The organism is Paenibacillus sp. IITD108 (genome assembly GCF_036541265.1).
Classification (GTDB): domain Bacteria; phylum Bacillota; class Bacilli; order Paenibacillales; family Paenibacillaceae; genus Pristimantibacillus.
In genome coordinates, this window is sequence record NZ_JAZHCT010000015.1 from 59,284 (window position 1) to 82,830 (window position 23,547).

Annotated in this window: 15 protein-coding genes; all 15 read left to right on the forward strand. The window is 45.3% G+C overall.

All coding sequences use genetic code 11. The annotated features are described in order from the left end of the window. Positions 1 to 92: 92 nt before the first annotated feature. The 15 genes from V1L65_RS14655 (at position 93) to V1L65_RS14725 (ending at position 23,541) form a co-directional block, all read left to right on the forward strand. Positions 93 to 830 carry a M15 family metallopeptidase gene (locus tag V1L65_RS14655; RefSeq protein WP_331699930.1) on the forward strand — a complete coding sequence of 246 codons (738 nt, stop codon included), beginning with the start codon at positions 93 to 95 and terminating at the stop codon, positions 828 to 830. Continuing rightward, positions 817 to 2,055, forward strand: a complete 1,239-nt coding sequence (locus V1L65_RS14660; protein ID WP_331699931.1) for a CapA family protein — start codon at positions 817 to 819, stop codon at positions 2,053 to 2,055. Before V1L65_RS14655 ends, V1L65_RS14660 begins: the two co-directional genes overlap by 14 nt. Positions 2,056 to 2,897: 842 nt before the next feature. Continuing rightward, the gene (locus V1L65_RS14665) at positions 2,898 to 4,586 is read left to right on the forward strand and encodes a glycoside hydrolase family 10 protein (RefSeq protein ID WP_331699932.1); all 1,689 of its coding nucleotides are present in this window, start codon (positions 2,898 to 2,900) and stop codon (positions 4,584 to 4,586) included. 119 nt (positions 4,587 to 4,705) lie between these two features. Next, positions 4,706 to 5,698, forward strand: a complete 993-nt coding sequence (locus tag V1L65_RS14670) for a LacI family DNA-binding transcriptional regulator (RefSeq protein ID WP_331699933.1) — start codon at positions 4,706 to 4,708, stop codon at positions 5,696 to 5,698. Between the two features lie 67 nt (positions 5,699 to 5,765). Further along, on the forward strand, positions 5,766 to 6,761 hold the full coding sequence (locus V1L65_RS14675; RefSeq protein ID WP_331699934.1) for an N-acetylglucosamine kinase: 996 nt from the start codon (positions 5,766 to 5,768) through the stop codon (positions 6,759 to 6,761). A 14-nt stretch (positions 6,762 to 6,775) separates the two neighbouring features. Continuing rightward, positions 6,776 to 8,104 carry a 6-phospho-beta-glucosidase gene (locus V1L65_RS14680; RefSeq protein ID WP_331699935.1) on the forward strand — a complete coding sequence of 443 codons (1,329 nt, stop codon included), beginning with the start codon at positions 6,776 to 6,778 and terminating at the stop codon, positions 8,102 to 8,104. Next, positions 8,104 to 9,030, forward strand: a complete 927-nt coding sequence (locus V1L65_RS14685; protein ID WP_331699936.1) for an ABC transporter permease — start codon at positions 8,104 to 8,106, stop codon at positions 9,028 to 9,030. Before V1L65_RS14680 ends, V1L65_RS14685 begins: the two co-directional genes overlap by 1 nt. Positions 9,031 to 9,057: 27 nt before the next feature. Next, positions 9,058 to 9,951 carry a carbohydrate ABC transporter permease gene (locus V1L65_RS14690; RefSeq protein ID WP_331699937.1) on the forward strand — a complete coding sequence of 298 codons (894 nt, stop codon included), beginning with the start codon at positions 9,058 to 9,060 and terminating at the stop codon, positions 9,949 to 9,951. 32 nt (positions 9,952 to 9,983) lie between these two features. Beyond that, complete coding sequence (locus V1L65_RS14695) at positions 9,984 to 11,639, forward strand: extracellular solute-binding protein (RefSeq protein ID WP_331699938.1); 1,656 nt, start codon at positions 9,984 to 9,986, stop codon at positions 11,637 to 11,639. Positions 11,640 to 11,820: 181 nt separating this feature from the next. Next, positions 11,821 to 16,689, forward strand: a complete 4,869-nt coding sequence (locus tag V1L65_RS14700; RefSeq protein ID WP_331699939.1) for an endo-1,4-beta-xylanase — start codon at positions 11,821 to 11,823, stop codon at positions 16,687 to 16,689. A gap of 153 nt (positions 16,690 to 16,842) precedes the next feature. Further along, positions 16,843 to 18,588 carry a sensor histidine kinase gene (locus tag V1L65_RS14705; RefSeq protein WP_331699940.1) on the forward strand — a complete coding sequence of 582 codons (1,746 nt, stop codon included), beginning with the start codon at positions 16,843 to 16,845 and terminating at the stop codon, positions 18,586 to 18,588. Continuing rightward, positions 18,581 to 20,143, forward strand: a complete 1,563-nt coding sequence (locus tag V1L65_RS14710) for a response regulator (RefSeq protein ID WP_331699941.1) — start codon at positions 18,581 to 18,583, stop codon at positions 20,141 to 20,143. Before V1L65_RS14705 ends, V1L65_RS14710 begins: the two co-directional genes overlap by 8 nt. 183 nt (positions 20,144 to 20,326) lie before the next feature. Further along, on the forward strand, positions 20,327 to 21,634 hold the full coding sequence (locus tag V1L65_RS14715) for an ABC transporter substrate-binding protein (RefSeq protein ID WP_331699943.1): 1,308 nt from the start codon (positions 20,327 to 20,329) through the stop codon (positions 21,632 to 21,634). Between the two features lie 142 nt (positions 21,635 to 21,776). After that, on the forward strand, positions 21,777 to 22,712 hold the full coding sequence (locus tag V1L65_RS14720; RefSeq protein WP_331699944.1) for a carbohydrate ABC transporter permease: 936 nt from the start codon (positions 21,777 to 21,779) through the stop codon (positions 22,710 to 22,712). Between the two features lies 1 nt (position 22,713). Then, positions 22,714 to 23,541 (forward strand): carbohydrate ABC transporter permease, encoded by an 828-nt coding sequence (locus V1L65_RS14725; RefSeq protein ID WP_331699945.1) that lies wholly within the window; start codon positions 22,714 to 22,716, stop codon positions 23,539 to 23,541. Positions 23,542 to 23,547 lie beyond the last annotated feature (6 nt).

Here is a 23,547-nt window from a genome sequence, read left to right on the forward strand (position 1 = left end):
TTCGACTTTACAACTTCATTACAATTACATCTAACTTCCCATATATCTAACTTTTAAACTTTATGTATAGACATAAAGGAGAGAGTATACCGATGACTAACAAATGGATAGCTGCATTTGGCGCATGTTTGCTGGCTATGCAGCTGACAGGCTGCTCCGATTCGGCTGTTAAGGCTGATCCGGCAGCAAGCGAAATTCCTGTGGGCGGAGCTGTTGAATCTGACAAGCCTTCTCCGCCTGCTCAAGACCCTTCGATTGTGGCTTTAGTCAACAAGCAGCAAAGTTTAGACGAGACGTATGTGCCGGATGACTTGGTTACAGTGGATGTGCCTACTGTTCTGAACAATCCGGAAGTGAATCAGTTAAGAAGGGAAGCTGCCGGGGCATTGAAGGAAATGTTCGACAAGGCTGCTGACGCAGGCATTAAGCTGTATGCTCGCTCGGGTTATCGTTCCTTTCAAACGCAAAGGCAGCTATTCGAAAATTACGCTGCCAAGCATGGCGAGGAGGCGGCTAATCGCTATAGCGCCAGAGCAGGGCAGAGCGAGCATCAAACGGGGCTCGTGATGGACGTTACAAGCGAAAGCGTTAATCTTCAGCTCGAGGAAACGTTTGGCGAAACGGCCGAAGGCGAGTGGCTCAGCGAGCATGCGCATGAATTCGGATTTATTATTCGTTATCCGAAGGGTCAGGAAAAGATAACAGGCTATATTTATGAGCCTTGGCATATCCGCTATTTAGGAACAGAGCTTGCCGGCAAAGTTTACACGAGCGGTCTGACTTATGAGGAATATTTGGAGAAGGAGAAGCCAAAAGATGAGATCAGCTAGTGCAAGGCGCAGAGCGCGCAGGAGGCTGCTGGTACTGCTGCTATTTATGGTTCTCGTTGGTTTAATTGCAGGAGTTCCCTATCTCGTGAAAGTATTTCAGCGCTTAGAAACGGGCAATCTGCCAGTTGCAGCCGAATCCAGCCCGAATGCAGGCAGCGATTCGGAGCAGCATACCACTATCCGCATCGCTGCTGCCGGCGACATTATGTTTCATCAGACACAGCTCGACAGCGCTTATGATGCTAACAGCAAAACCTATGATTTTAAATCCGTATTTGAAGATATTAAGCCAATTATTAGCGCTGCTGATCTGGCTATTGCTAATTTTGAAACGACGGCAGCCGGATCAAGTCGGCCATACAGCGGCTATCCTGTCTTCAATTCTCCAGATGAAGCTATCGATGCGATTAAATATGCAGGCTTTGACGTTTTGACCACTGCGAACAATCACAGTCTGGATACCGGCAGCGAGGGACTGAAACGGACGGTTGAAGCGATTCAAAGTAAAGGTATCGATACAGTGGGCACGTATAACAAAAAACCGGAATCACGAGTGCTGATGAAGGATGTTAAAGGAATTAAAGTGGCTATACTATCTTATACAGAAAGCACGAACGGCTTAGGCAGCAAGTATGCCGCTGATGAACTAAATGCGATGATCAATATGATGGACAAGACCGCGATCGTTAAGGATATACGAGAAGCCAAGCAGCTTGGAGCCGATATAATAATTTCCTTGATGCATTGGGGCGATGAATATGTGGAGCAGCCGAATGCGAAGCAAATTGAATTTGCACAGCTGATGGCTAAGGAAGGCGCAGACATTATTTTAGGAAGCCATCCGCATGTTATACAAAAGTCAGAATTCATAGAGACAGCAGATAAATCAACGTTTGTCATTTATTCGATGGGCAATTTCATTTCCAATCAAAGGAGGGAAACGCTCGACAGCCGCAATGAGCTTACGGAGGACGGTATTATCGTTAACATCGATATTCGCAAAGACAACAAAACTAATGAAACGACGATACAGCATGTGGAATACGTGCCTACATGGGTTTATCGCGACAAGGAAGAAGGCCAATCCAAATATACGTACCGCATACTTCCTGTTGAGAGTTATCTTGATAGCAATGATATATCCGCGGCATTCAAACAACGCATGAAACGTTCACGCGATGCAACGGTATCTAAAATGGATACAACACCAATTATTAAAAATTGAAGCTATTCGTGGATTAAAATAAAAGAACCTGCTTCGCCTGTCAATGCGGCTAATGGACGCTTGCATGGGCGAAGAGAAGGTTCTTTTTTAAAAATATAGAAAAGTATATCATTTTACTATACTTTCTCTATATTTCTCTGGAATGAAACGTGCAATCGCTATAAGGACGGCGAAAGCCGTTTCACCTTGTTAAGCCTAGTTATGAGTAAGTTGTTTTGCTGTATATGAAATATCATATACAATATGCTGAAATGCCCCAAAAAACACAAATGTATATGAATTTTCATATACACTACAATGAAATGCCCCAAAAAACACAAATGTATATGAAATATCATACAGAATCGGTCGGTGCCACCTCAAAACAGCTAAATGTATATGAAATTTCATATATAATAGGCTGAAATGCCCCAAAAAATACAAATGTATATGAAATATCATACAGAATCGGTCGGTGCTACCTCAAAACAGCTAAACAACAGTGGCCGGAATCCCAAACTTGATCGCAGTAGTATTCCAAGCAGTAACATCCATTCTATTGCTTCTTGTTGCCCTATTCACAATTAATCGGTACCCTCCAAAGTTACGCTACAAATTTTAATTGACGGATAGCGCGAGCGATGGTAATATCTAACTAAAGTTTAAACCTTTAAACTTTTATAACGTAAATGACCAACAAGACCAATCAAACGAAGAAAGCTGTTCTCTTATTGATTAATGTGTAGAAATATGTTGTTACTTGCAACAATTATGCCTATTACATTGATCAAGCAATTCGTATCAAGCATTTTTTTTAACTTTAAAGTTAAAGCCTTTAAACTTTTGTGAAGGGTGAGATGCTTATGGCGATTAGAAAAGGAAAGCTGATGAGGTTCGGTCTTATTCTGCTTGTAATCTGTTTTGTAATGCCAATGTACGCTCCAGCTGCAAGTGCAGCTAATACACCATTCGAAACAGAAATTATTGTGAGGACAGTCAATCAGTTTAAAATTGCGGCAGACGTCACAACGTTTATCAACAAGGCCGTGCAGTATAATGTCGACGTTATTAATTTGAATGTGAAGCAGGATGAGGATGACGAGGTGCCTTCAGGCTATGTATTTTACGACAGCGATATTGCGCCGATCGCCCCTGGCTATGCCACATTCGATGCTCTGCAGCACGTTATTACGGCAGCGCATGCCAACAACATTAAGGTCAGGGCATGGATACCGCAATTTCATGATCAGGCTGCCTTCAATCTTAACCCCGGCTGGCAAATGTATTCACTAGTCGGCGGTGTCGCCAAACCGTTCAAAGGGTCGGGAGGCGACGAATATTTTGTCAATCCGATTCATCCCGATGTGCAGGCCTATCAGCGTTCCATCATATCTGAGGTTGTAAGCAATTATGATGTTGACGGGGTTGTACTGGATTGGCTGCGATTTGATGATTACAACATGGATGTGAGCAGCTACACGGTAAATTTGTATCAGAGTCTGTATGGCTATTCGCCGCTCACGATCAATTTTGCGACAGATTCTACCCGCAGACAGGAGTGGAACGCATGGCGAACAGATAAAATCGGACAGTATGTCGCCGATGTGCGGGATGATATCGAAGCGGTGAAGCCGGGGCTGGAGCTGGGCGTATATATTTTGCCGCCTGAATTTACTGAGGTAGGGCAGGATGTATCGAAATTTCATGAATCGATAGATTTTGTTGCTCCGATGGCTTATTTCGATGATTGGGGCTTTACTCCGGATTGGGTGTACGGTACAAACGGGATTTTGGCGGATACAGCGGCATTAGCGGGTTCAGCCGTGCGCATCGTCCCGGCGCTCGATGATGATTGGACGACTGCTCAGTACAATCAGGTGTACGGCGGCATTCGAGATAACTATCCGAATGTTACACATTTATCATTTTTCTCTTATGGGGCATGGAGCGATACGACGCTGAGTCAAATAAACACGCGAAGAACCTGGCCGGATAATGGAGAGTATGACGCTGCGCTTCCTGCCGGCTGGAAAGCAAGAAATATCGGTTTAACAGCGGGCACAGCCTCCTACAGCAGCGGAGATTTTACGCTTACGAGCAAGAGCTCCGACATTTGGGGCACGCAGGATAAGCTTAATTTTATTTACCAGACGATGACCGGTGATGGGACGATTGTTGCCAAAGTGAATGCTATGAGCAATATGAACAGCTGGGCAAAAGCTGGCGTCATGATAAGGGATACGCTGAATCCATCTGCAAAGCATGCAGATATGCTTATGACGCCTAGCAATGGCGCGACGTTCCAGTATCGCGCTGCAACTGGCGGCAGCATGACGGATGTCCTTGCATCTGCCAGTGTGCCGCGCTGGGTAAAGCTGGAGAGAGCGGGCAATCAGTTTATCGGTTATATATCGTCCAATGGAACGAGTTGGAGCGAGGTGAGCAGAAAAACGATTGCGATGAACAGTTCCGTGTACGTAGGCATTGCGCTGAGCAACCCAGGCAGCTCATCCTCGAACAAAGCCATGTTCAGCCAGGTCCAAATCTATTAAAAATTAGGATTCAAAACGCATCCATTCCCGAATTGACAACATTCGGGATGGATGCTAGCATCACAATTAAAGTTAAAACCTTTTAACTTTAATTCGGATTAAAGGAGAAGGCTGTATAGATGAACATTTATGATGTAGCAAAAAAATCAGGATTATCCGTTGTAACGGTTTCCAGGGTCATTAACAATTCCCCAACTGTGCGTGAAGGAAATAGACAAAAAGTACTAAAGGCGATGGAAGAGCTGAATTATCAGCCCAACTCGGCAGCACAGAGCTTAGTGCGCGGCAAGACAGGAATCATCGGCATGTCGATCACAAATTTGAATGACTCCTTTTATGACCGGGTTATTAAAGTCGCCAATCGCAAGCTGGCGGATCAAGGCTACTTTTTAGCATTGTCTATTTTGGAAAATGAAGGCGAAGGCGATATCAACAATTTTTTGTTTCAAAGAGACCGCGTGGACGGCATTATATTGCTGTCGCCTATCGAAGAGGAGCAGTACGTTGCCGAGCTGAAAAAGAAAAAAATCCCGTTTATTTTGCTGGATAACCAATTTGAGCACGACGATGTATCCAGTGTTGTTGTAGACAATTTCAAAGGGGGCTATGATGCGACGAAGCATTTGATTGAGCTGGGACATACAAAAATCGCGCATATTGGGGGCCCAACTATTTTTCTAAGCGTTACAGAGAGAAAGAAGGGCTATGTGCAGGCTCTTGCCGATGCAGGACTGGCGCCATTTGCCATTGAATATAGCGGTTTTACGGTAAGCAATGGCTATGAGGTAGCGAAAAAATGGATAAGGGAGGATGCCTTGCCTACAGCCATTTTTGCAGGGGATGACTTTATCGCGCTGGGCGTCGTCCATGCACTGCGTGAGGAAGGCATCAAGGTACCGCATGATATATCAGTAGTCGGTTTTGATGATCAGCAGCTCGCCGCAGAGTTTTTTCCGCGGCTGACAACGGTGCGGCAGCCAGAGGCGCAAATGGCGAGCATAGGTGTAGATTTGCTGCTGAAGCAAATTAATGGCCAGCTCGAGAAACCGACGGTAACTAAGCTTAGCCCTCAGCTGCTTGTTAGAGAGTCTAGCGCTTATCTGAAAATATAATGTTTGAAGAAATTATGAGTCCGCGAAAGAGAACGACAGAAATAAATATTTAGGAGTGACTGAGCCTGTGAAATATTATTTGGGAGTCGATGCGGGTGGCAGCAAGACTTACGCAGTAATTGCCGATGAGCTGGGCCAAGTAGTCGGAATGGGAAAAGGAGGGAATGGCAATCATCAAACGAATCGCAAGCAGGCGGAAATTAGCTTGAACGAAGCGGTAGCCGGTGCGCTTGATGAAGCAGGCTTAACAGCCCAGCAAATTGCCCTTGCCTGGTTTGGCCTTGCCGGAGCAGATCGTGAAAGCGATTTCCGTATTCTTCGGCCGATTATTGCGGGGCTGAAGCTTCCGAAAACCGAAATATCATGTGATACAACGATTGCTTTGCGGGCAGGGACAGAGCATCCGTACGGCATTGTGCTTATTTGCGGCTCTGCAGTTAATTGCTCAGGAGTAAACCGGGCTGGCGAGACGTTCCAATGCGGAGGCTTTGGCTATCAATTCGGCGATTTCGGCGGCGGATATGATCTTAGCGTAGAAGTGTTCCGCAGTGTTATTCGCGCATTTGAAGGCAGGGAAGCTGAGACGCATCTATCAGATAAGCTTATCAAGCTGCTCGGGTACGCCAGCGTTGCAGAGCTAAGGGACGATTTTCTCGATCATTCCAGAAGCTTGCCGGTCAGTGCAGCAAGGCTGCTGTTTCAGGCTGCGGAGGAAGGGGATGCAACAGCAACCAAGCTGCTCATTAAACAGGGGGAGGAGCTTGGGCTTGCAGCATTAGCTACGATTAACCGCTTGAATATGAGCGGGGAAGCGTTTGATATTGTGCTCGCAGGCAGCTTGCTTGCAAAAGGCGATCGAGCAGGAATTATCCGTTCAGCTATTGAGAAAAAGGTCAAGCTGGCAGCCCCTGACTGTAAACTCAAGGCTTTGGATAAGGAGCCGGTTATCGGAGCGGTCATTTTGGCCATGGAGAGCAGTGGCTTGCAGCTGGACCGGGAGCGAATAGAAAGGCTTTCGCAAACGCAGCTTGGTTATATTCGAAAAATTCAAAATATTCAATAAAGGAATGGTTTGGCATGAAGAAAGCGTTGAAGCTGGTCGTTATTGGCGGCGGTTCCTCCTATACGCCGGAGCTGATGGAAGGTGTCATACAGCACTACAAGGAGTTGCCCGTAGAGGAAATATGGCTGGTTGATATTGAGGAAGGAATCGAGAAGCTTCATATTATTACGGAGCTGAGTAAACGCATGGTTGCAAAGTCACAGCTGCCGATTAAAGTGTACGGCACAACGAACCGCAGGGAAGCGATTGCCGGTGCTGATTTTGTTTGTACACAAATCAGAGTTGGTATGCTGGAGGCACGCAAATGGGATGAACGGATTCCTATTAAGTATAATGTCATTGGCCAGGAAACGACAGGCCCCGGCGGCATGATGAAAGGACTGCGCACGATTCCGGTCATCCTTGATATTTGCAAGGATATGGAGGAGCTGGCGCCGGACGCCTGGCTGCTTAATTTCACGAATCCGGCAGGGATGGTAACCGAGGCTGTGCACAAGTACTCATCGATTAAAAGTGTAGGCTTATGCAACTCGCCGATCGGCTTCAATAAGTGGCTGATGGAATTTTTCAAGCTTCCAGCCGAGCGCATTTATGCTGAGTTTGTAGGCATCAACCATTTGCACTGGGTGTCGGATGTCGTAATTGACGGGCAAAGCAAGCTGCAGGAGCTGATCGATTATCCGCAAAGCTATAAAGCCGCCAATGTACCTTTTGAAGCTTGGAGCCACCGCTTTCTTGATTCCTTGCAAGCGATTCCATCTTATTATTTGAGCTACTTCTATATGACAGATAAGCTGCTGAAGGAGCAGCAGGAAGCAGCGAAGCAAAGCGGCTCGCGGGCTGAGGTTGTCAAAAAAGTAGAGGAAGAGCTGTTTGAGCTGTACCGCAATGTCGAGCTGGAGGAAAAGCCGAAGCAGCTGGAGCAGCGCGGCGGCGCTTACTATTCTGAGGCGGCAGTGCTGCTCATGCGTTCGATTTATAACGATGCCAGAGATATTCAAACGCTCAACGTAAGAAATGGCCGTATTATTGATTTTTTGCCGGAGGATGCTTCAATCGAAGTCAATTGCATCGTTACAAAGCAAGGGCCTATCCCGCTGCCTCTGCGTAAAATTCCGCCTTCCGTCAAAGGCTTGCTGGCTGCTGTTAAGCAATATGAAAGCTTGGCGATTGAAGCAGCTGTACACGGCGACCGGAAAATAGCCTTGCAGGCGATGGTTCATCATCCGCTGGTGCCTTCTGTCGAAATAGCGGAGCAATTGCTCGATGAGATGCTCAAGCAAAATAAGCAATATTTGCCGAAATTTCAATGGGCCGCACAAGGCAGGGAGGACGAAAGCTGATGAAGGCAGCCCCTAAGCCGAGTAAACTGAACAAGTTTTGGAAGCAGTGGGATTTGCAATCTATGGTTTTGCCAGGCGTTATCTTTATATTCATTTTCAGCTACATTCCGATGTACGGGATTGTAATGGCTTTTCAGCAGTACGATATTTTTGCAGGAATATGGAAGAGCGAATGGACGGGGCTGGCCAATTTTCGGATGTTTTTCAATGCGCCGGAGTTTCTTAACATTATGCGCAATACAATTGCGATCAGCTTGTTCAAGCTCGTTATTTCTTTTCCTGCGCCTATCATTCTTGCGCTCATGCTCAATGAAGTAAGGCATATGGCGTTTAAGAGAATGATTCAAACGATAAGCTATCTGCCTTATTTTTTGTCATGGGTTATTGTGTCTGGCTTCGTGTTCTCTCTCCTCTCGGTTGATAATGGCACAATCAACATTCTTCTTCAGAAGCTCAATCTGATTGAGCATCCAATTAACTTCTTAGCGATTCCAGAATATTTTTGGACCATATTAGTAAGCGTAAATGTTTGGAAGGAAGTCGGCTTTGCCAGCATTGTCTATCTTGCAGCTATTGCAGGCGTAGATCCGACGCTGTATGAGGCTGCTTCCATCGACGGCGCAAGCCGATTGAAGCAAATTTATTTAATTACGCTGCCCAGCATAGCGCCTATCATTATTATTTTTATGATTTTAGCTATCGGCAATATTTTAAGCGCTGGCTTTGAGGATATATTGCTGCTTGCCAACAATCCTATTTTGCGGGAATACTCCGATGTTATTGATACTTACGTATACCGAGTCGGCATATTGAATTCGCGCTTCTCGTATGCCACAGCAGTGGGGTTATTTAAAGCGGTTATTAGCGTCAGCCTGCTCATTATTGCCAACAAAATAGCACGCAGAGCAGACGTCAGCCTTTGGTAGAAGTCTGTATTCATAAGGGAGTGATTCATGATGCGGCTTAGTCTCGGAGACAGAATGCTGCAAAGAACAATCTACGTTTTTCTCACGCTGCTCGCCATCGTCATGCTCTATCCGTTCTGGAACTCGCTCGTCATTTCCTTCAATCTGGGAAGCGACACATCGCTTGGCGGAGTTACGCTATGGCCAAGGGCATTCACGCTGGAAAACTACTATATCGTTTTTCGCGATCAGAGGCTGCTGAATTCCTTCTGGATTTCCATTGCAAGAACATTAGCCGGGACGGTATTATCCGTATTTTTCACTGCGCTGCTTGCTTATGGCATGTCCAAAAAAGTGCTCTATTTGCGCAAATACTACATGGTTTTCTTTATCGTTACGATGTTTTTCAGCGGCGGCCTTATTCCTACCTTTATGCTTGTCCGTTCACTTGGCATGCTGAACACATTTTGGGTTTTTATTATTCCAGCTTTAATCAGCGTGTATCATATGATCGTGATTCGCACCTTTTTCTCGGCATTGCCTGATGGATTGGAGGAGTCTGCAAAAATAGACGGCTGCAGCAACTACGGCATTTTCTTTCGTATCGTAGTGCCGATCTCAGGTCCTGTGCTGGCGACCATCTCGCTGTTTACGGCGGTTGGGCACTGGAATGACTGGTTTACAGGGGCGATCTATGTGTCCAAGGATCATTTGCTGCCTATTCAAACGCTGCTCCGGCAAATTATGAATTCGAATATTATGACTGAAATATCGTCGTCCAATGCCATTGCGCTCGATCATATGAACCGCAATCGAACGGTCACGACCAAGTCATTGACGATGGCTACTATGATGGTTGCTACTATTCCAATTATTTTGACCTATCCGTTTTTACAGAAATATTTTGTCAAAGGGGTATTGATCGGGTCGATGAAGGAGTAGCTTCAATAAATTAAAGGAAAGTAGGGGAAAAGATGACTAAAAAATTAAAGTGGGTGTCATTTGTTATTGCTGCTTTACTTGTTTTCCTTGCTGCTTGCTCCAACAATGGGGGAGGCAAGGAGCCGAGCGCAGCGCCGCCGGCAACTGGCGGGCCTACGAGCGATGCCGGAGATGTGGAAGACAATTTAGGCGTTAAGCCTGTAACCTTCAGCTTCTACGGCCATTATGACTGGATGACGACGGCACCCTGGGGAGACAATGAGGCGACGAAATGGATACAGGAAAATTTAAAAGTGAATGTGAATCCCGTACAGGCAGGCGGAGCGGCTGAAGAGAAGCTCAACACGATGATCGTCGGCAACGATTTGCCAGATGTCATATTTACAGATCGCGGAGCGGTAGTCGAACGTCTGGTGAAGGCCGGCAAGCTTGTCGCACTCGACGAATACTACGATAAATATCCGAACTTTAAAAAGTATGTGAAGGAATCCACCTTTAACCTGCTTCGATCCGAAGACGGTAAAATCTATCAAATTCCGAACTGGTACACAGCCGGCACCTTTGGCAACGGGGGCTGGATGGTGAATAAAGATATTTACAATGAGCTTGGCAGACCTAAGCTGGAAACCTTTGATGACTTATATGATTATTTATTGCAGGTTCGGGACAAGTATCCGAATGTTGTGCCTTTGGAAGTTGGCGAGAAGGGTGCCGGACTGGACATTATGTATGGCGGCTTTAAAGAAAATGCGACCAGTCATGATATCGGTCTCAAAGGGTATCCGGACGGCGACAAGCTGGTATCCATCTTTGAGGATCAAGCATATAAAGAGCTGGTGCTCTACATTAATAAGCTGTTCCGAGAAAGACTGATTACGCAGGACGCGCTGCAGCAAACACAGGATGCCGTGAAGGAAAAGGTGAATACGGGCCGTGTAGCCGTCATGATCGAATCCAATATTACGACTTACGGCGCTGAGGGTCATCGTGCACTGACCAATGCGAATCCAGACAGCGGTTATGAAATTATTTGGCCGATCCGCAAAGCGGGATTAGACAAGGATAAAATTTTTGTTAGCGGCTTTGAGAGCTTGGGCTGGAACGTAAACGTCATTACTACAGAAGCAAAAGATCCGGAAGCGATTTTTGCTTACTATGATTGGATCACCGGACCTGAAGGGCAAAAGGTACTGTTCTTCGGACCTAAAGGCTTGTTCTGGGATGAGGAAAATGCGGACGGCTCGCCCATTCCGAATGAAGCGTACAAAACGGGCGATGTCAACGAACGTACAGAGAAGATGAGAAAATTCGAGGACTTCAACTGGGCGGGCAATACGACATTTATTGATACGGCCAAAATGAACCTGGAGATGGCGCTCTCCGAAAATCAGCGCTCATGGGAGACGATCGCGCAATCTACTGTAACATGGGCGACTAGCAAGGACGTGACGGAATATGTGAATACGGAGCCGATTCCTGAAACAGAAATTGGCGTCATTTTACAAAATGTGAATGATATCTATACAGTAGCCTTCGCCAAAATGGTACATGCAAAGTCGGATGAGGAAGTGCTTGCTGTGCTGGAGCAGGCGAAAAAAGATTCAAACAAGGCAGGCCTTGATAAGCTGCTGCAATTCCGCACTGAAAAGTGGCAGGAGAACGTACAAAAAATTAATGCAGGCCATTAGTTTATTCGTATAACGCAGACAAAACGAGGACGATACACCTGAGTATGTATTTTGCACAATTGTTATCACTTATTTTTTTAATAAGTTTGTTTAACTATGGAGCGAAGTATATACCAGGTGATTTTTTTTGCCAAAAAAGCTGTATTGGCAGCACGAATAGACGAAACAGGAGGGGTAATTAATGAAATTAAGGCTAAAGAAGCGGCTCGCTTCAATTGCTGCGGCATCCTTGTTGTTCAGCTCAATTGGCCTGCAATTAGGCTATGCAGAACCGGCTTCAGCTAATGAAGCGACGAACACGCCGTTTGAAACAGAGGTTATCGTGAGGACGGTCAATCAATTTAAAAATAACGCTGATGTGCAAAGCTTTGTGAATATGGCTGAGCAATATGGCGTTAATGTCATCAGTATGAATGTGAAGCAGGATGAAGATGACGAGGTTCGTTCCGGGCAGGTGTTTTACAACAGCAGCATTGCCCGGATAGCTGAAGGCTATGAAGATTTCGATGCCCTGCAGGCTGTTATTGATGCTGCTCATGAAAAGGACATTAAGGTACATGCCTGGATTCCTCAGTTCCACGATCAGGAAGCTTTTTTGGAAAATAGTGATTGGCAAATGAAAGCATTGGTTGACGGCGTACCGACACCTTTCACTGGCTGGAATGGAAGCGAATATTTCGTCAACCCGCTTCATCATGAGGTGCAGGCGTACGAGCGCTCTATTATATTAGAGGTTAACGAAAATTATGATGTCGATGGCGTCGTGCTCGATTGGATTCGCTTTGATGATTACAATATGGATGTAAGTGAGTATACAGTAGACAAATATGAAGCAGAGTTTGGTTACTCGCCGCTTGAAATCGACTTCAGTACGGAATCTGCCCGGCGTTCGCAGTGGAATGAGTGGAGAACGGATCAGATTGGTGAATATGTAGGCGGTATTCGCAGTGATATTGCGCAATCCTCCAAACCGAATACGAAGCTGGGCGTGTACATCTTGCCGCCTGAATTCGTAGAGGTAGGACAGGATGTGTCCAAATTCAAGCAGCATATTGATTTTGTAGCGCCCATGGCTTATTTCGACGATTGGGGCTTTGAGAGCGATTGGGTATACAGCAATGAGTATGGCATTTTGAAGGATACATCGGATTTGACCAGCGGAGCGAACGTCGAAATTGTAGCTACGCTGGATAACGATTGGACGGATGATGAATATCAGGAAATTTATAAGGGCTTACGGGAAAATTATCCGGATGTAAAAAGGCTGTCCTTTTTTGCTTATCAAAAGTGGCCAGAATCTGAGTTGATTAAAATCAAAGAGCGCAAGGATTGGCCTACGCCTGGCTGGACACCGCCGGTTGAGCAGGATTACGAAGCGGAACTGCCGGAAGGCTGGAAGGCTAGAAATATTGGACTTAAGCCGGGAGCTGCAAAGTATGAAGCTGCAAACGGTCAATTTATACTAAGCGGCCATTCAACGGACATCTGGGGCAATATGGATCAATTGAACTATGTCTACAAAGAGGCTTCGGGCGATATGACGATGATTGTTAAGGTCAAATCCATGGAGCAAATGAGCGGATGGGCCAAGGCGGGCGTCATGATTCGCGAATCACTCGATCGAGACTCGAAGCATGCCGACATGATGCTTACGCCGGAGAATGGCGCAACCTTTCAATATAGGCAACATACAAGAGGAGGCATGGCAGATCAAACCGCTGATGCAGCAGCGCCGTTATGGCTGAAGCTGAGCAGAAGCGGTGATGATTTTACTGGCTATATATCCGCCGATGGCGATTCTTGGGAGCCAGTAGGCAGTATTACGATTCCAATGGATGAGCAGGTGTATGTTGGCATCGCATTAAGCAACCCGGACGATAGCGAGTCCAATCAAGCAGTTATTGAAAATGTGGAACTGTTAGAGGAAGATTCGCCAACAAATCCTAATCCGGGCGGAGGAGCGATCCCTCAGCCTTGGTCAGCAGCCAGTATTGGATCCGGCACAAGCAGCTCTCAATATGATGCGGCAAAAGATAGCTTTACAGTAAAGAGCACAGGCACAGATATTTGGGGCACCAGCGATGCGATGCATTATATTTATCAGCCGCTTAATGGCGACGGGCATTTAATGGCCAAGGTTGCCGGAATGACAGATGTAAGCGAATGGGCAAAAGCGGGTGTCATGATCCGTGAATCCATTGCTGCCAATGCTGCGCATGCCGATATGATGATGACGCCGAATGTGGCCAGCTTTCAATTCCGTGAACAAATGGAAGGCAGCACAGCTGACACGACCAGACCGGGAACGCTTCCTGCATGGGTGAAAATTGTGCGCACAGGCGATACGTTTATTGGATTCGTATCGTCAGACGGCAGCGAGTGGACGAAGGTGGGCGAGAAGCAGATTGCGATGCCGGACAATGCGTATGCAGGGCTGGCTGTCAGCAACCCGGGCAGCAGTTCTTTAGGCAAAATTATGTTCGAGGAGGTTTTGATTTACGAAGGAACGGATGCAGAGCCGCCAACCGCACCGGGTTCACCGCAGGTTACTGAGGTGACAAGCGATACGATTGCACTGTCCTGGATTGCGTCAACGGACAATATTGCCGTTTCGGGCTATGAGATCAGTTATGGAGAGCGCACTGTTTTTACAGCAAATACAGCAATTATATTGCAAGGCCTGACGGCTAATACGACGTATGATTTTTTGATTAAAGCTGTTGACCTGGCGGGCAACCGGTCTGGCGCAGCTGCGATAACGGCGTCTACTGAGGGGTATAATTTGCTGAAGGGACATAACTGGAATCAAATGTCGGGTGCAACGATGGTAGGCAGCGAGCTGATTGTAAAAGGATTGGGAAGAGGGATCATTCCGCTAGGCAACCAGTCAAGTCAGCCTGCTGTTGCCAATCCGCCTATAAATTTGCGCGGGCCGCAGCTGAATGTATCTGGTAATTTTATGATAGATTTTGAGCTTCTAGCTTCGCAGCAGGCGCGCCCTTCTGTACAGCTGTACGGCGCCTTGCCGATCATTCAGGATGAATGGCGGGAAGAAGGCAAATATGTCAGCATGGAGCTGCATGGAGGCAAGCTGCATGTAAATGTTTATGATGGCTTGTCCGCTTATCCGGATACAGCTGAGTACAGTTATAACGGAGCTGGCGAAACCAGAGTTTCCGTAGCAAGCAATGCTGGCAAGCTTGTATTTTATGTGAACCAGAATGAGGTCGGGCAGTTGGATGATCCAGGCGTATTCGATAGCCATAAGGTTTATTTCGGAGCAGATGCGGCTGTCGGCAAATCCTTCATGATTCAAGCCATCTATGCGAAGCCGCTGGATCCAGCTTCAACACTGGACGTCCAGGATCAGCAATTTAGCTTATCGGGCAGCAGGGCTGAGTCGCTGCGCAGCCTGGCGGCCAAAAAATATTCGCATTTGTCTATCGGTACAGCCGTTTCTGTCAATGCGCTGATCAGCGACCCTCAATATGCGGAAATACTAGGGCGCGAATTCAATATGATTACGCCGGAAAATGATATGAAATTCCAATTCATACATCCGCAGCGCAATGAATATGCCTTTGCTGAAATGGACGCGCTGATGGAATATGCTGAGCTTCATAAAATGAAAGTGCATGGCCATACGATGGCTTGGAGCGAAGCTGTACCGCGATGGGTAACCGACGGCAATTTCAGCAAGCAAGAGTTAAAGACGATATTGGAAGAGCATATTACAACTGTTGTGAGCCGTTACCCGAAAATTATGAGCTGGGATATTATTAATGAGCCGATGGCAGGCCTGAATGTTGATCCCAATATTCGTCCGTCTATTTGGTATGATAAGCTTGGCGAGGAATATATTGAAATCGCATTAAGAGCGGCACATGCGGCTAATCCGGCAGCAAAGCTATATGTAAATGAGTATTGGATAGAAGAGGATAATATAAAAAGCAATGCTGTGTTTGAATTAGTCAAAGGGTTGAAGCAGCGCGGTGTGCCTGTGCATGGCGTAGGCTTTCAGATGCATGAGGATTTAACGGATCAGTGGGATCCTGTCAGCGCAGCAGAGTTTAAAGCAACAGCGACTAAATTCGCTAATATCGGCATCGAGGTTCGTGTTTCGGAGCTGGATATGAACATTCATAAACCTGTCAATGCGGCTACACTGCAAGAGCAAGCTGATTATTTCGGTGAAATTACCGATATGGTTAAAAAATTCAAAGTTAATGGTATAAAGTTCAATGCACTGTCGATGTGGGGCTTTACGGATCGTTACTCGTCCCTGCAGCCGCATCATTCTTATGGCAGCTTTGGAAATGGACTTATTTTTGATGAGAATTACGAAGCGAAGCCTGCATATGATGCTTTAGTTGATTCCTTGAAAGAGCCAGGTCCGGCAAATCCTAACCCTGATACTAATCTAAACCCAACCCCAAATCCAAATCCGCCAAGTGAAACCGATGAGGACGAGGAAGAGGAGTCGGGTGAGAATGGGAAAACCGATGGAGATGGCAATGGGCAGTCCGGCAATCAGCTGAAGGACATAGGCAATCATTGGGCAAAGCAGGATATTGAGCAAGCGGTGCAAAAAGGCTTCGTGAAAGGGTATCCGGATGGAAGCTTCCAGCCGGATCGTCATGTAAGCCGGGCTGAGTTTGTGCATATGCTGGTGCAAGCTTTAAAAGTGCCGCAATCAGCTTCGACATTCAGCTTTGTTGACCAAGCTGCTATCGGCAGTTGGGCGCAATCATCGATCGCAGCAGCGGCAGGCAAAGGGTGGATAACCGGCTATCAGGATGGCAGCCTGCGCCCTAACGATGGGCTGACAAGAGCGGAGCTCGCTGTTATTGTCGCCCGTGCGCTCCAGCTTGAACCATTAACTGCGCCCACAGAGTTTAGCGATGACAGCCAAATTCCTGACTGGGCGAGGGGATACGCAGCCGCGCTGCAAAGCAAAGGAGTTTTGCTTGGAAAAACAAATAAACGCTTCGCTCCTAATGAAGTAACGACTAGGGCGGAAGCCGTGAAAGTCATTTTATCGATCTTATAGCTTTTGTAAAATAACTAGAAGTGCAAAAGAACCTTCTCCACGCCGTTCGCCAATGGAATCAACCTTCCATAACGTACTGCCGGGAAGGTTTTTTTAAATGAAAAGAAAGTAAAGGTTTTCAAATAATGTAGACGAAAAGGAGGCGGATGAACTATGATAGCAAAAAAAACGCTGAAGGGGAGTTCGGCCATGCTCCGTCTCATTCGTAAATTTAATAGCCGCTGGAATCGCATTCGTGTTCCTTACAAGCTCATGCTTATTTATATTCCGCTTATTATCGGTCCGGCCTTGCTAAGCATGTATTATTTGACGAATAATTACGCGAATGAAGCAAAAGTAAACAGAATCTCTAACATGACAGACCTGTTAAATGTGCTGGGCAAGAAATTAGATGACCAGGTGCATACCTTTGAAAAGCTGTCCCGTCAAATTATGACAGATACTGAAATTATGACATTGGCTACGAAGCAGCCTGAAACGACATACGACCGCTTTTTAATAGAAAGTGCAATTAACAATAAACTGAATGCAATCTGGCTCAACGCAGACAACAATAGTTACATTCGAGCCATTATTATTGCAACGGACGATCAAATATACACGTATGGAAAAAGCTCTATCTTGAATTACGATGTGCTTGATCCAGTGTATCAAGAAAAGGTTGAACAGAAAAAGGGAGGGGCAGTCTGGTTCGAACCGCAAGCTTTTTCGGACGGTTTTTCGGACACGCTGTCATTTCGATTGGCCAGAGCGATAAAAGACCCGAAGCTTCATCATTTAGGCCACTTAACGTTAATCATCGATACGAAGTTATTTACGGATCAATTTGATGCGACCGTGCAGGATATACCTATTAAACTGCTGGATGCTGACGGCGAAGTGCTGTTATCTAATGAAATTGTATTGGACTCCAATAAATATCAAGCAGACACCTACTCGCAAGAGCCGATGTATACAGGATGGTCGCTGTCGGCAGAGCTGCCCCTGCAGCAGCTCTATGCTTCTATCTACGATACTGTAAAGACCGCAGTCATGTTAATTTCTATTTGCGCGGTCATAGGTTTGCTTGTTACTCATTTGCTAGTAAAGGATCTTGTTATCCCCATTCGCAAGCTATTGCGGAACATGAAGCAAAGCATTCGCGGCGTTAAAGCCGAGAAGCTGCAGCGTTTCGCAGGCGCGGTAGAGATTGTTGAAATGAATGATACGCTTATCTCCTTAATGTATGAAATAGAAAATTTGATTGAAGAAAAGACGAAGCAAGAGCATAAAAAGAAAAATGCAGAGCTGCGCGCTTTGCAGCAGCAATTGTCCCCCCATTTTTTATACAACACATTAAACTCTATACGCTGGATGGCTATTATTCAAAAGCAGGATCATATAAAAGATATGCTGGATGCACTGAACCGGCTTTTAACCTATGGACTAAGGGGAGATGAGAAGCTAGTTCCGATGCGCACAGATTTTGCTATTTTAGATGATTATGTGAAAATACAACGTGTCCGCTATCAGCATTTCGAATTAATTTGCCAAATACCAGAGGAGCTTCTGGATATACGAATTCCAAAGTTTTTATTGCAGCCGTTAATTGAAAATTCGCTTATTCATGCGCTCGCTCATGCCGATCGTCCTGGAGTCATTACGATTCGAGCTAGGGCGGAACGAGATTATATTTGGCTGGATGTGATAGATAACGGGATTGGGATGAGCGAAGAGCAATTGTTAAAATTAAAACAGAGCAAGCATAGTGAGGATAAGCATTTTGGTTTTCATAGCGTTGTCGAACGTGTGCAGCTTCATTATGGAGAACAATATGGAGTATTTATTAATAGTGAACAACAGAAAGGGACAATAGTTACATTAAAAATACCGAAGCAGGAGGGAGCTCTGTATGCGTAAAGTAATGATCGTAGATGACGAATCACTTGTGCGGATCGGTCTTCAATCGATGATCGACTGGGAAAGCCGCGGTTACCGTATAGAAGGTGTTTTTAAAAACGGGGCAGAAGCGCTCGAAGCAGCTAAAAGAGAACATTACGATATTGTTTTGACAGATATTAAAATGCCGGGCATGGGCGGCTTGGAGCTGATCAGCCATTTGCGGCAAGTAAGCCCAAGCACGAGTGTCATCATTCTTAGCAGCTACAATGACTTTGAATACACTAGAAAGGCAATTCAATTAGGCGTCAAAGATTATATTTCAAAATATCAAATAGAGCCGGAAGAGTTATTCCGGGTACTAGACAGCTTGAACGTTTCTTATCACGAGGCAGACGCTGTCTCCCGCCCTGACGCTGAGAGCGCACTGTCTTCGTTAGAAGCCGAAAAGGCCAGACTGCTTGTGGAAAGCAGGCAGCCGGATGCTTGCTTTGAATACCCGCTGCTCAGTGCGTGGATGGACAAGCTTCATGCCAGCAGCTGCCGCTGGATTATGATAGAGCCGCTAGAGCGCCAAGACGGCTATGAAAACGGAGAAATACGCGTTCTTTCCTTGCTTATAGCCGAAATGTTTGCACGTATTAAAAACCCGATTTTTTTAGGCGAGGATAAAGGCAGGCTGCACGGACTGCTTGCTGTTGCGGAAACGCCGTTCACGACAGAAGTATTGGAAGAAATGACTACAGAGTGGTGCGCCACCAGTCATGAAAAGTTAAATATAAAAACAGCTGTCTTTTGGAGCTCGCCCCGCTCTATTAAGGACGGCTGGCATGAAGCAAGATCGGCAGCCTTGCAATTGAGCCGTTTAGCTTTCCATAAAGAAGCTTTATGGATGATAGAGGACCTATCTCCGGTGCCTCGCTCCTTTGAGCATGAAGAATGGCTGGAGCTCCATCAGCTTATTCGCAAACGCATTGCCTTTTATCAATTTCATGAGCTGGCTGCAGATTTACAGCAGCATTTGGATGAAGGCGAGCATATAGAGCCGGAGGAATGGATGCGGTTATACAAGCAAGCCGCTCATCAATTATCCGATCATTTGCTGAATGACTGCCGGATTGCAACAGAATATATAGAAACATTTTTTAACGGATTATGGCCGCTGCCTGACTATATTTCAAAAGTGAAATCCAGTACGCAGCTTTTGCGGCATTTTTCCCAAATGACAGCAGCTGCCGAGCAGTACACCCAGTCTGGCGCCAATACAGCAGTCTGGATTGCTAAAGTTAATGAGTACGTCGCCAATCATTACGCTTCATTGCGGCTTGAAGATGTTGCCGAGCATGTTCATCTGAGCGTCAATTATTTCAGTCAAAAATTCAGACAAGAAACTGGAGAAGCCTTTATCGATTATTTGACGAGAATTCGTATTCAAGAAGCGATTAAGCTGTTTAGAAGCACCTCATTGTCCACTGAAGAGATTGCCGAGCAGGTTGGGTACATGAATGCGAACTATTTCACAAAAGTGTTTAAAAAGGTTACAGGCCAAACGATTAAACATTTTAAATTAAAATAAGCAGCATCGTAAAAAATGGAAGGTTTACCGATAAATTTGGCATGCGGGTTCGCATGTTATTGAAAAGTGGAATAAAAACCATCGATTTGACGATGGCTCGAGTTATCGTGAAGCGCTTACAATATATTCGAAAGCGTTGATAAAAGCAGCTTGCACGATCGATAACGAAGGGGGATTAAAAGGATGAGAAAAAAATCAATTATACTTCTTGCCTCAATCATCATGGCAGCAATAGTGCTGCAAGCGTGTGGCGGGGGCAACTCTGGCGGAGGAAAAGATAAGAATAACACCGGCAGTAATGCTACAAAACAGCCTAATACAGAAAATGTATCTTTAAAGGTATGGGGGGATCTGGGTAATCAAGCTGTTTTGGAAGAGCCTTTTAAAGAAATAAACGCACTCTTCGCTACAAAACATCCGAACATCAAAATCGAGTTTGATTTTGCTCAAAACGATCAAAGCTTGAATGTGGCGTTGCAAGCGAATGAGCTGCCGGACTTATTTATGGTTCAAGGCGATAAAACATCAAAAATGAAAGAAATGCAGCAGAATGGTTTTATAACGGACCTGACTTCTTACAATATGGATCTCAGCCGATTCTCCGAATCCGAAAAATCTTATTGTATGATTGATGGCAAAATTTATTGCTCCTTGCCTGCATTTTTTGATACAAACGTTGTCTACTATAACAAAGATATTTTTGCTAAAAATAGTTTGAGTGTTCCTGCTAACTGGGAGGAATTTATGTCCATTATGAGCACGCTTAAAAGCGCAGGCGTAACCCCTATTGCATTAGCGGGCAAAAACGAATGGGATCGCGCTTGGCCGGTATTTGCCTTCGCTCCTGCCTTTGCTAATGACGGATTGAAGGCTGCCATGAATGGGGACGGCAAATTAACGGACGATAAAAATCTGGCGGATATGTTCCAATTCATTCGAGATTTTTCAGAAAAGGGCTATTTTGATAAAGACTTTTTAGCCACGGATAGTGCCGGCGCACAGTTTGCTTTTACAAATGGCAAAGCCGCTATGATTATTGACGGAACCTGGAACAACTCCACGTATAGCGAGTCGGGACTCAACCTGGGCCGATTCTCCGTACCGAATAATGATGGCAAGCGTATAGTTCAATCCAGCTATAGCAATTTTATGACGTATGCTATATCCTCCGGCTCGAAGCATCCAGACGCAGCAGTACAGTATTTGAACTTCTTGAATAGCGTGGAGGCGCAGCAAATAATGGAGAACTATACTGGCCTCGTTCCAACGCTGAAAGATATAACAGCTAAAGATGAGGGAGTTAAGGAATTAGCGCAATTTGACGAGGCAGGATTAAATATATACTCCGTCCTGACAGCTCTATCAACTCCAGAGTCCAACGCAGCAGATATTATGATGAAGGATGTTATTCCGAAGCTGCTATCTCTATCCATTTCAGGAGAGGAAGCGGTGCAAATCTTAGATAAGGCCGCTTCGTATCCAACAAAGTAAACCTTAACCGGCTTATATGGTGAAAAAGCAGGCAGCTGTACAGTTTTACAAATATTCTTGGCCAATACAGGCAGCGTTCCTTGGGCACGCTGCCTGTTGTTAAAGAGGAAGCCGTTTTATTGTTGTGAAGGAATGAAATGAGGTGCTTGCAGCTATGCTAACCTGGCTTAAAAAACGTCCTTTTATTTGGTTTATATTGCCCGGTTTACTTCTCTATTCGTTATTTTCTATTTATCCTATTTTTTCAGCAGCACAGCTAAGCTTAACGAAGTGGGATGGCATTGGCGTAAAACAATTTATCGGGTTTCAGAACTATATGGAACTATTCAGCAATCCCGAACTATCCAGCCAATTAGTAAATGCGTTGAAAAATAGCGGAACGATTTTTTTGCTAAATACAGTCGTCGTTTTACCTTTGCAGATTATTATCGCTTATATTTTATTTTCCCAAATTAAAGGGCACCGCTTTTTTCAAGCGATGATCTTTTCGCCGCAATTTATTTCCACGCCAGTTATTGTGTTTATGGGTGTCCTTATTTTTGACGGCAATATTGGCGTATTTAATAAGCTGCTTGAAGCGATTGGGATGAGCGAGTATACAAGACCGTGGATGGGAGTTCCGGAGTTCGGCATCTATATTGTGTGGCTGCTCATTGCATGGTCGGGTATTGGAGTAGGGATGGTTTTCTTTTTAGGGGCTATGAAAATGATTTCGCATGAAATTATGGAGGCTGCCTTGCTTGAGGGGGCGAGCTATTGGAGACGCTTTTGGTCCATTATCGTTCCGCAAATTAAAACGACTATATTCAATATGTTGATATTGACCTATATATTCGCTATGACCACCTTTGATTTCAGCTTTATGCTAGGCGGTGTGTCCGGCGGCATAAACCGAAGTGTCGATGTGATGTCGCTGTTTTTCTATCGTATCGCTTTCGGTGAAAATAGTGCGGTAGGCGGCACTACAAACGTAAATGCAATGGGAATGGGCACTACGATAGCCTGTGTAATGTTTGTCATTATTTTTGTCGTTGCCTTGCTGCAGCTTTCCTTAACGTATCGGAAATCGGAGGACTGATATGAACATACTGCGTCCAAAAAAGATGATTACGAGCTCCATTTTATTATGGGGGACATCGCTTTTCACCCTCTTTCTGCTAGGCTATATGTCTTTTCAGTCTTTAAGGGACAAAAAGGATCTGCTGTCCAACACATTCGGCATCCCGGATGCTTTGAGCTTTGCCAACTATATCAAGCTATTTGCCGAGGCGAAATTTTTTGTATATTTTTTCAATAGTGTATTCATTCTCATCGCCGCACTGCTTCTGGTTGTTATTTTATCTACAATGGCTGCATACGGGATCGGCAGATTTCATTTTAAAGGCAAGCAAGGCGTGCTGCTTTATTTTATTGTCGGGTTAATGTTTCCTGTTCAGCTCGGGATCGTTCCCGTCTTTCTGCTTATCCGGCAGCTGGGCTTAATTAATACTCCTTGGGCGGTAGTGCTTGTGCTGGCGGCTGGACTGTCCATGCCCGTCTTTCTGCTAACTATTTTTTTTGAAAAGCTGCCAAAGGATATGTACGAATCTGCCAAAATAGACGGAGCGAATGAATGGACAACCTTTTATAAAATAATGTTTCCACTCGCGAGCCCGGTTGTTTTCAGCGTATGTATCATTATGTCCGTGCAAATATGGAATCAATTTTTTATTCCGATTATTTTTCTACAAAGTGAAAGCAATAAAACATTGCCGCTTATGATCGTTAAATTCACGAATAATATGATGTATAACTTTGATCTGGCGCTGGCTGGCTCTGTTATGGCTACCATTCCATTATTGATTTTATTCTTTTTCTTCTCCGGCAAAGTGATGGAAGGCATGGCATCCGGCGGAGTAAAAGGATAGAGGAGG

Bases quoted from the DNA above. Each gene is read 5' to 3' on its own strand.
- V1L65_RS14660 (WP_331699931.1), top strand. From the start codon at position 817: ATGAGATCAGCTAGTGCAAGGCGCAGAGCGCGCAGGAGGCTGCTGGTA.
- V1L65_RS14695 (WP_331699938.1), top strand. From the start codon at position 9,984: ATGACTAAAAAATTAAAGTGGGTGTCATTTGTTATTGCTGCTTTACTT.
- V1L65_RS14655 (WP_331699930.1), top strand. From the start codon at position 93: ATGACTAACAAATGGATAGCTGCATTTGGCGCATGTTTGCTGGCTATG.
- V1L65_RS14725 (WP_331699945.1), top strand. From the start codon at position 22,714: ATGAACATACTGCGTCCAAAAAAGATGATTACGAGCTCCATTTTATTA.
- V1L65_RS14685 (WP_331699936.1), top strand. From the start codon at position 8,104: ATGAAGGCAGCCCCTAAGCCGAGTAAACTGAACAAGTTTTGGAAGCAG.
- V1L65_RS14715 (WP_331699943.1), top strand. From the start codon at position 20,327: ATGAGAAAAAAATCAATTATACTTCTTGCCTCAATCATCATGGCAGCA.
- V1L65_RS14705 (WP_331699940.1), top strand. From the start codon at position 16,843: ATGATAGCAAAAAAAACGCTGAAGGGGAGTTCGGCCATGCTCCGTCTC.
- V1L65_RS14670 (WP_331699933.1), top strand. From the start codon at position 4,706: ATGAACATTTATGATGTAGCAAAAAAATCAGGATTATCCGTTGTAACG.
- V1L65_RS14680 (WP_331699935.1), top strand. From the start codon at position 6,776: ATGAAGAAAGCGTTGAAGCTGGTCGTTATTGGCGGCGGTTCCTCCTAT.
- V1L65_RS14700 (WP_331699939.1), top strand. From the start codon at position 11,821: ATGAAATTAAGGCTAAAGAAGCGGCTCGCTTCAATTGCTGCGGCATCC.
- V1L65_RS14710 (WP_331699941.1), top strand. From the start codon at position 18,581: ATGCGTAAAGTAATGATCGTAGATGACGAATCACTTGTGCGGATCGGT.
- V1L65_RS14665 (WP_331699932.1), top strand. From the start codon at position 2,898: ATGGCGATTAGAAAAGGAAAGCTGATGAGGTTCGGTCTTATTCTGCTT.
- V1L65_RS14690 (WP_331699937.1), top strand. From the start codon at position 9,058: ATGATGCGGCTTAGTCTCGGAGACAGAATGCTGCAAAGAACAATCTAC.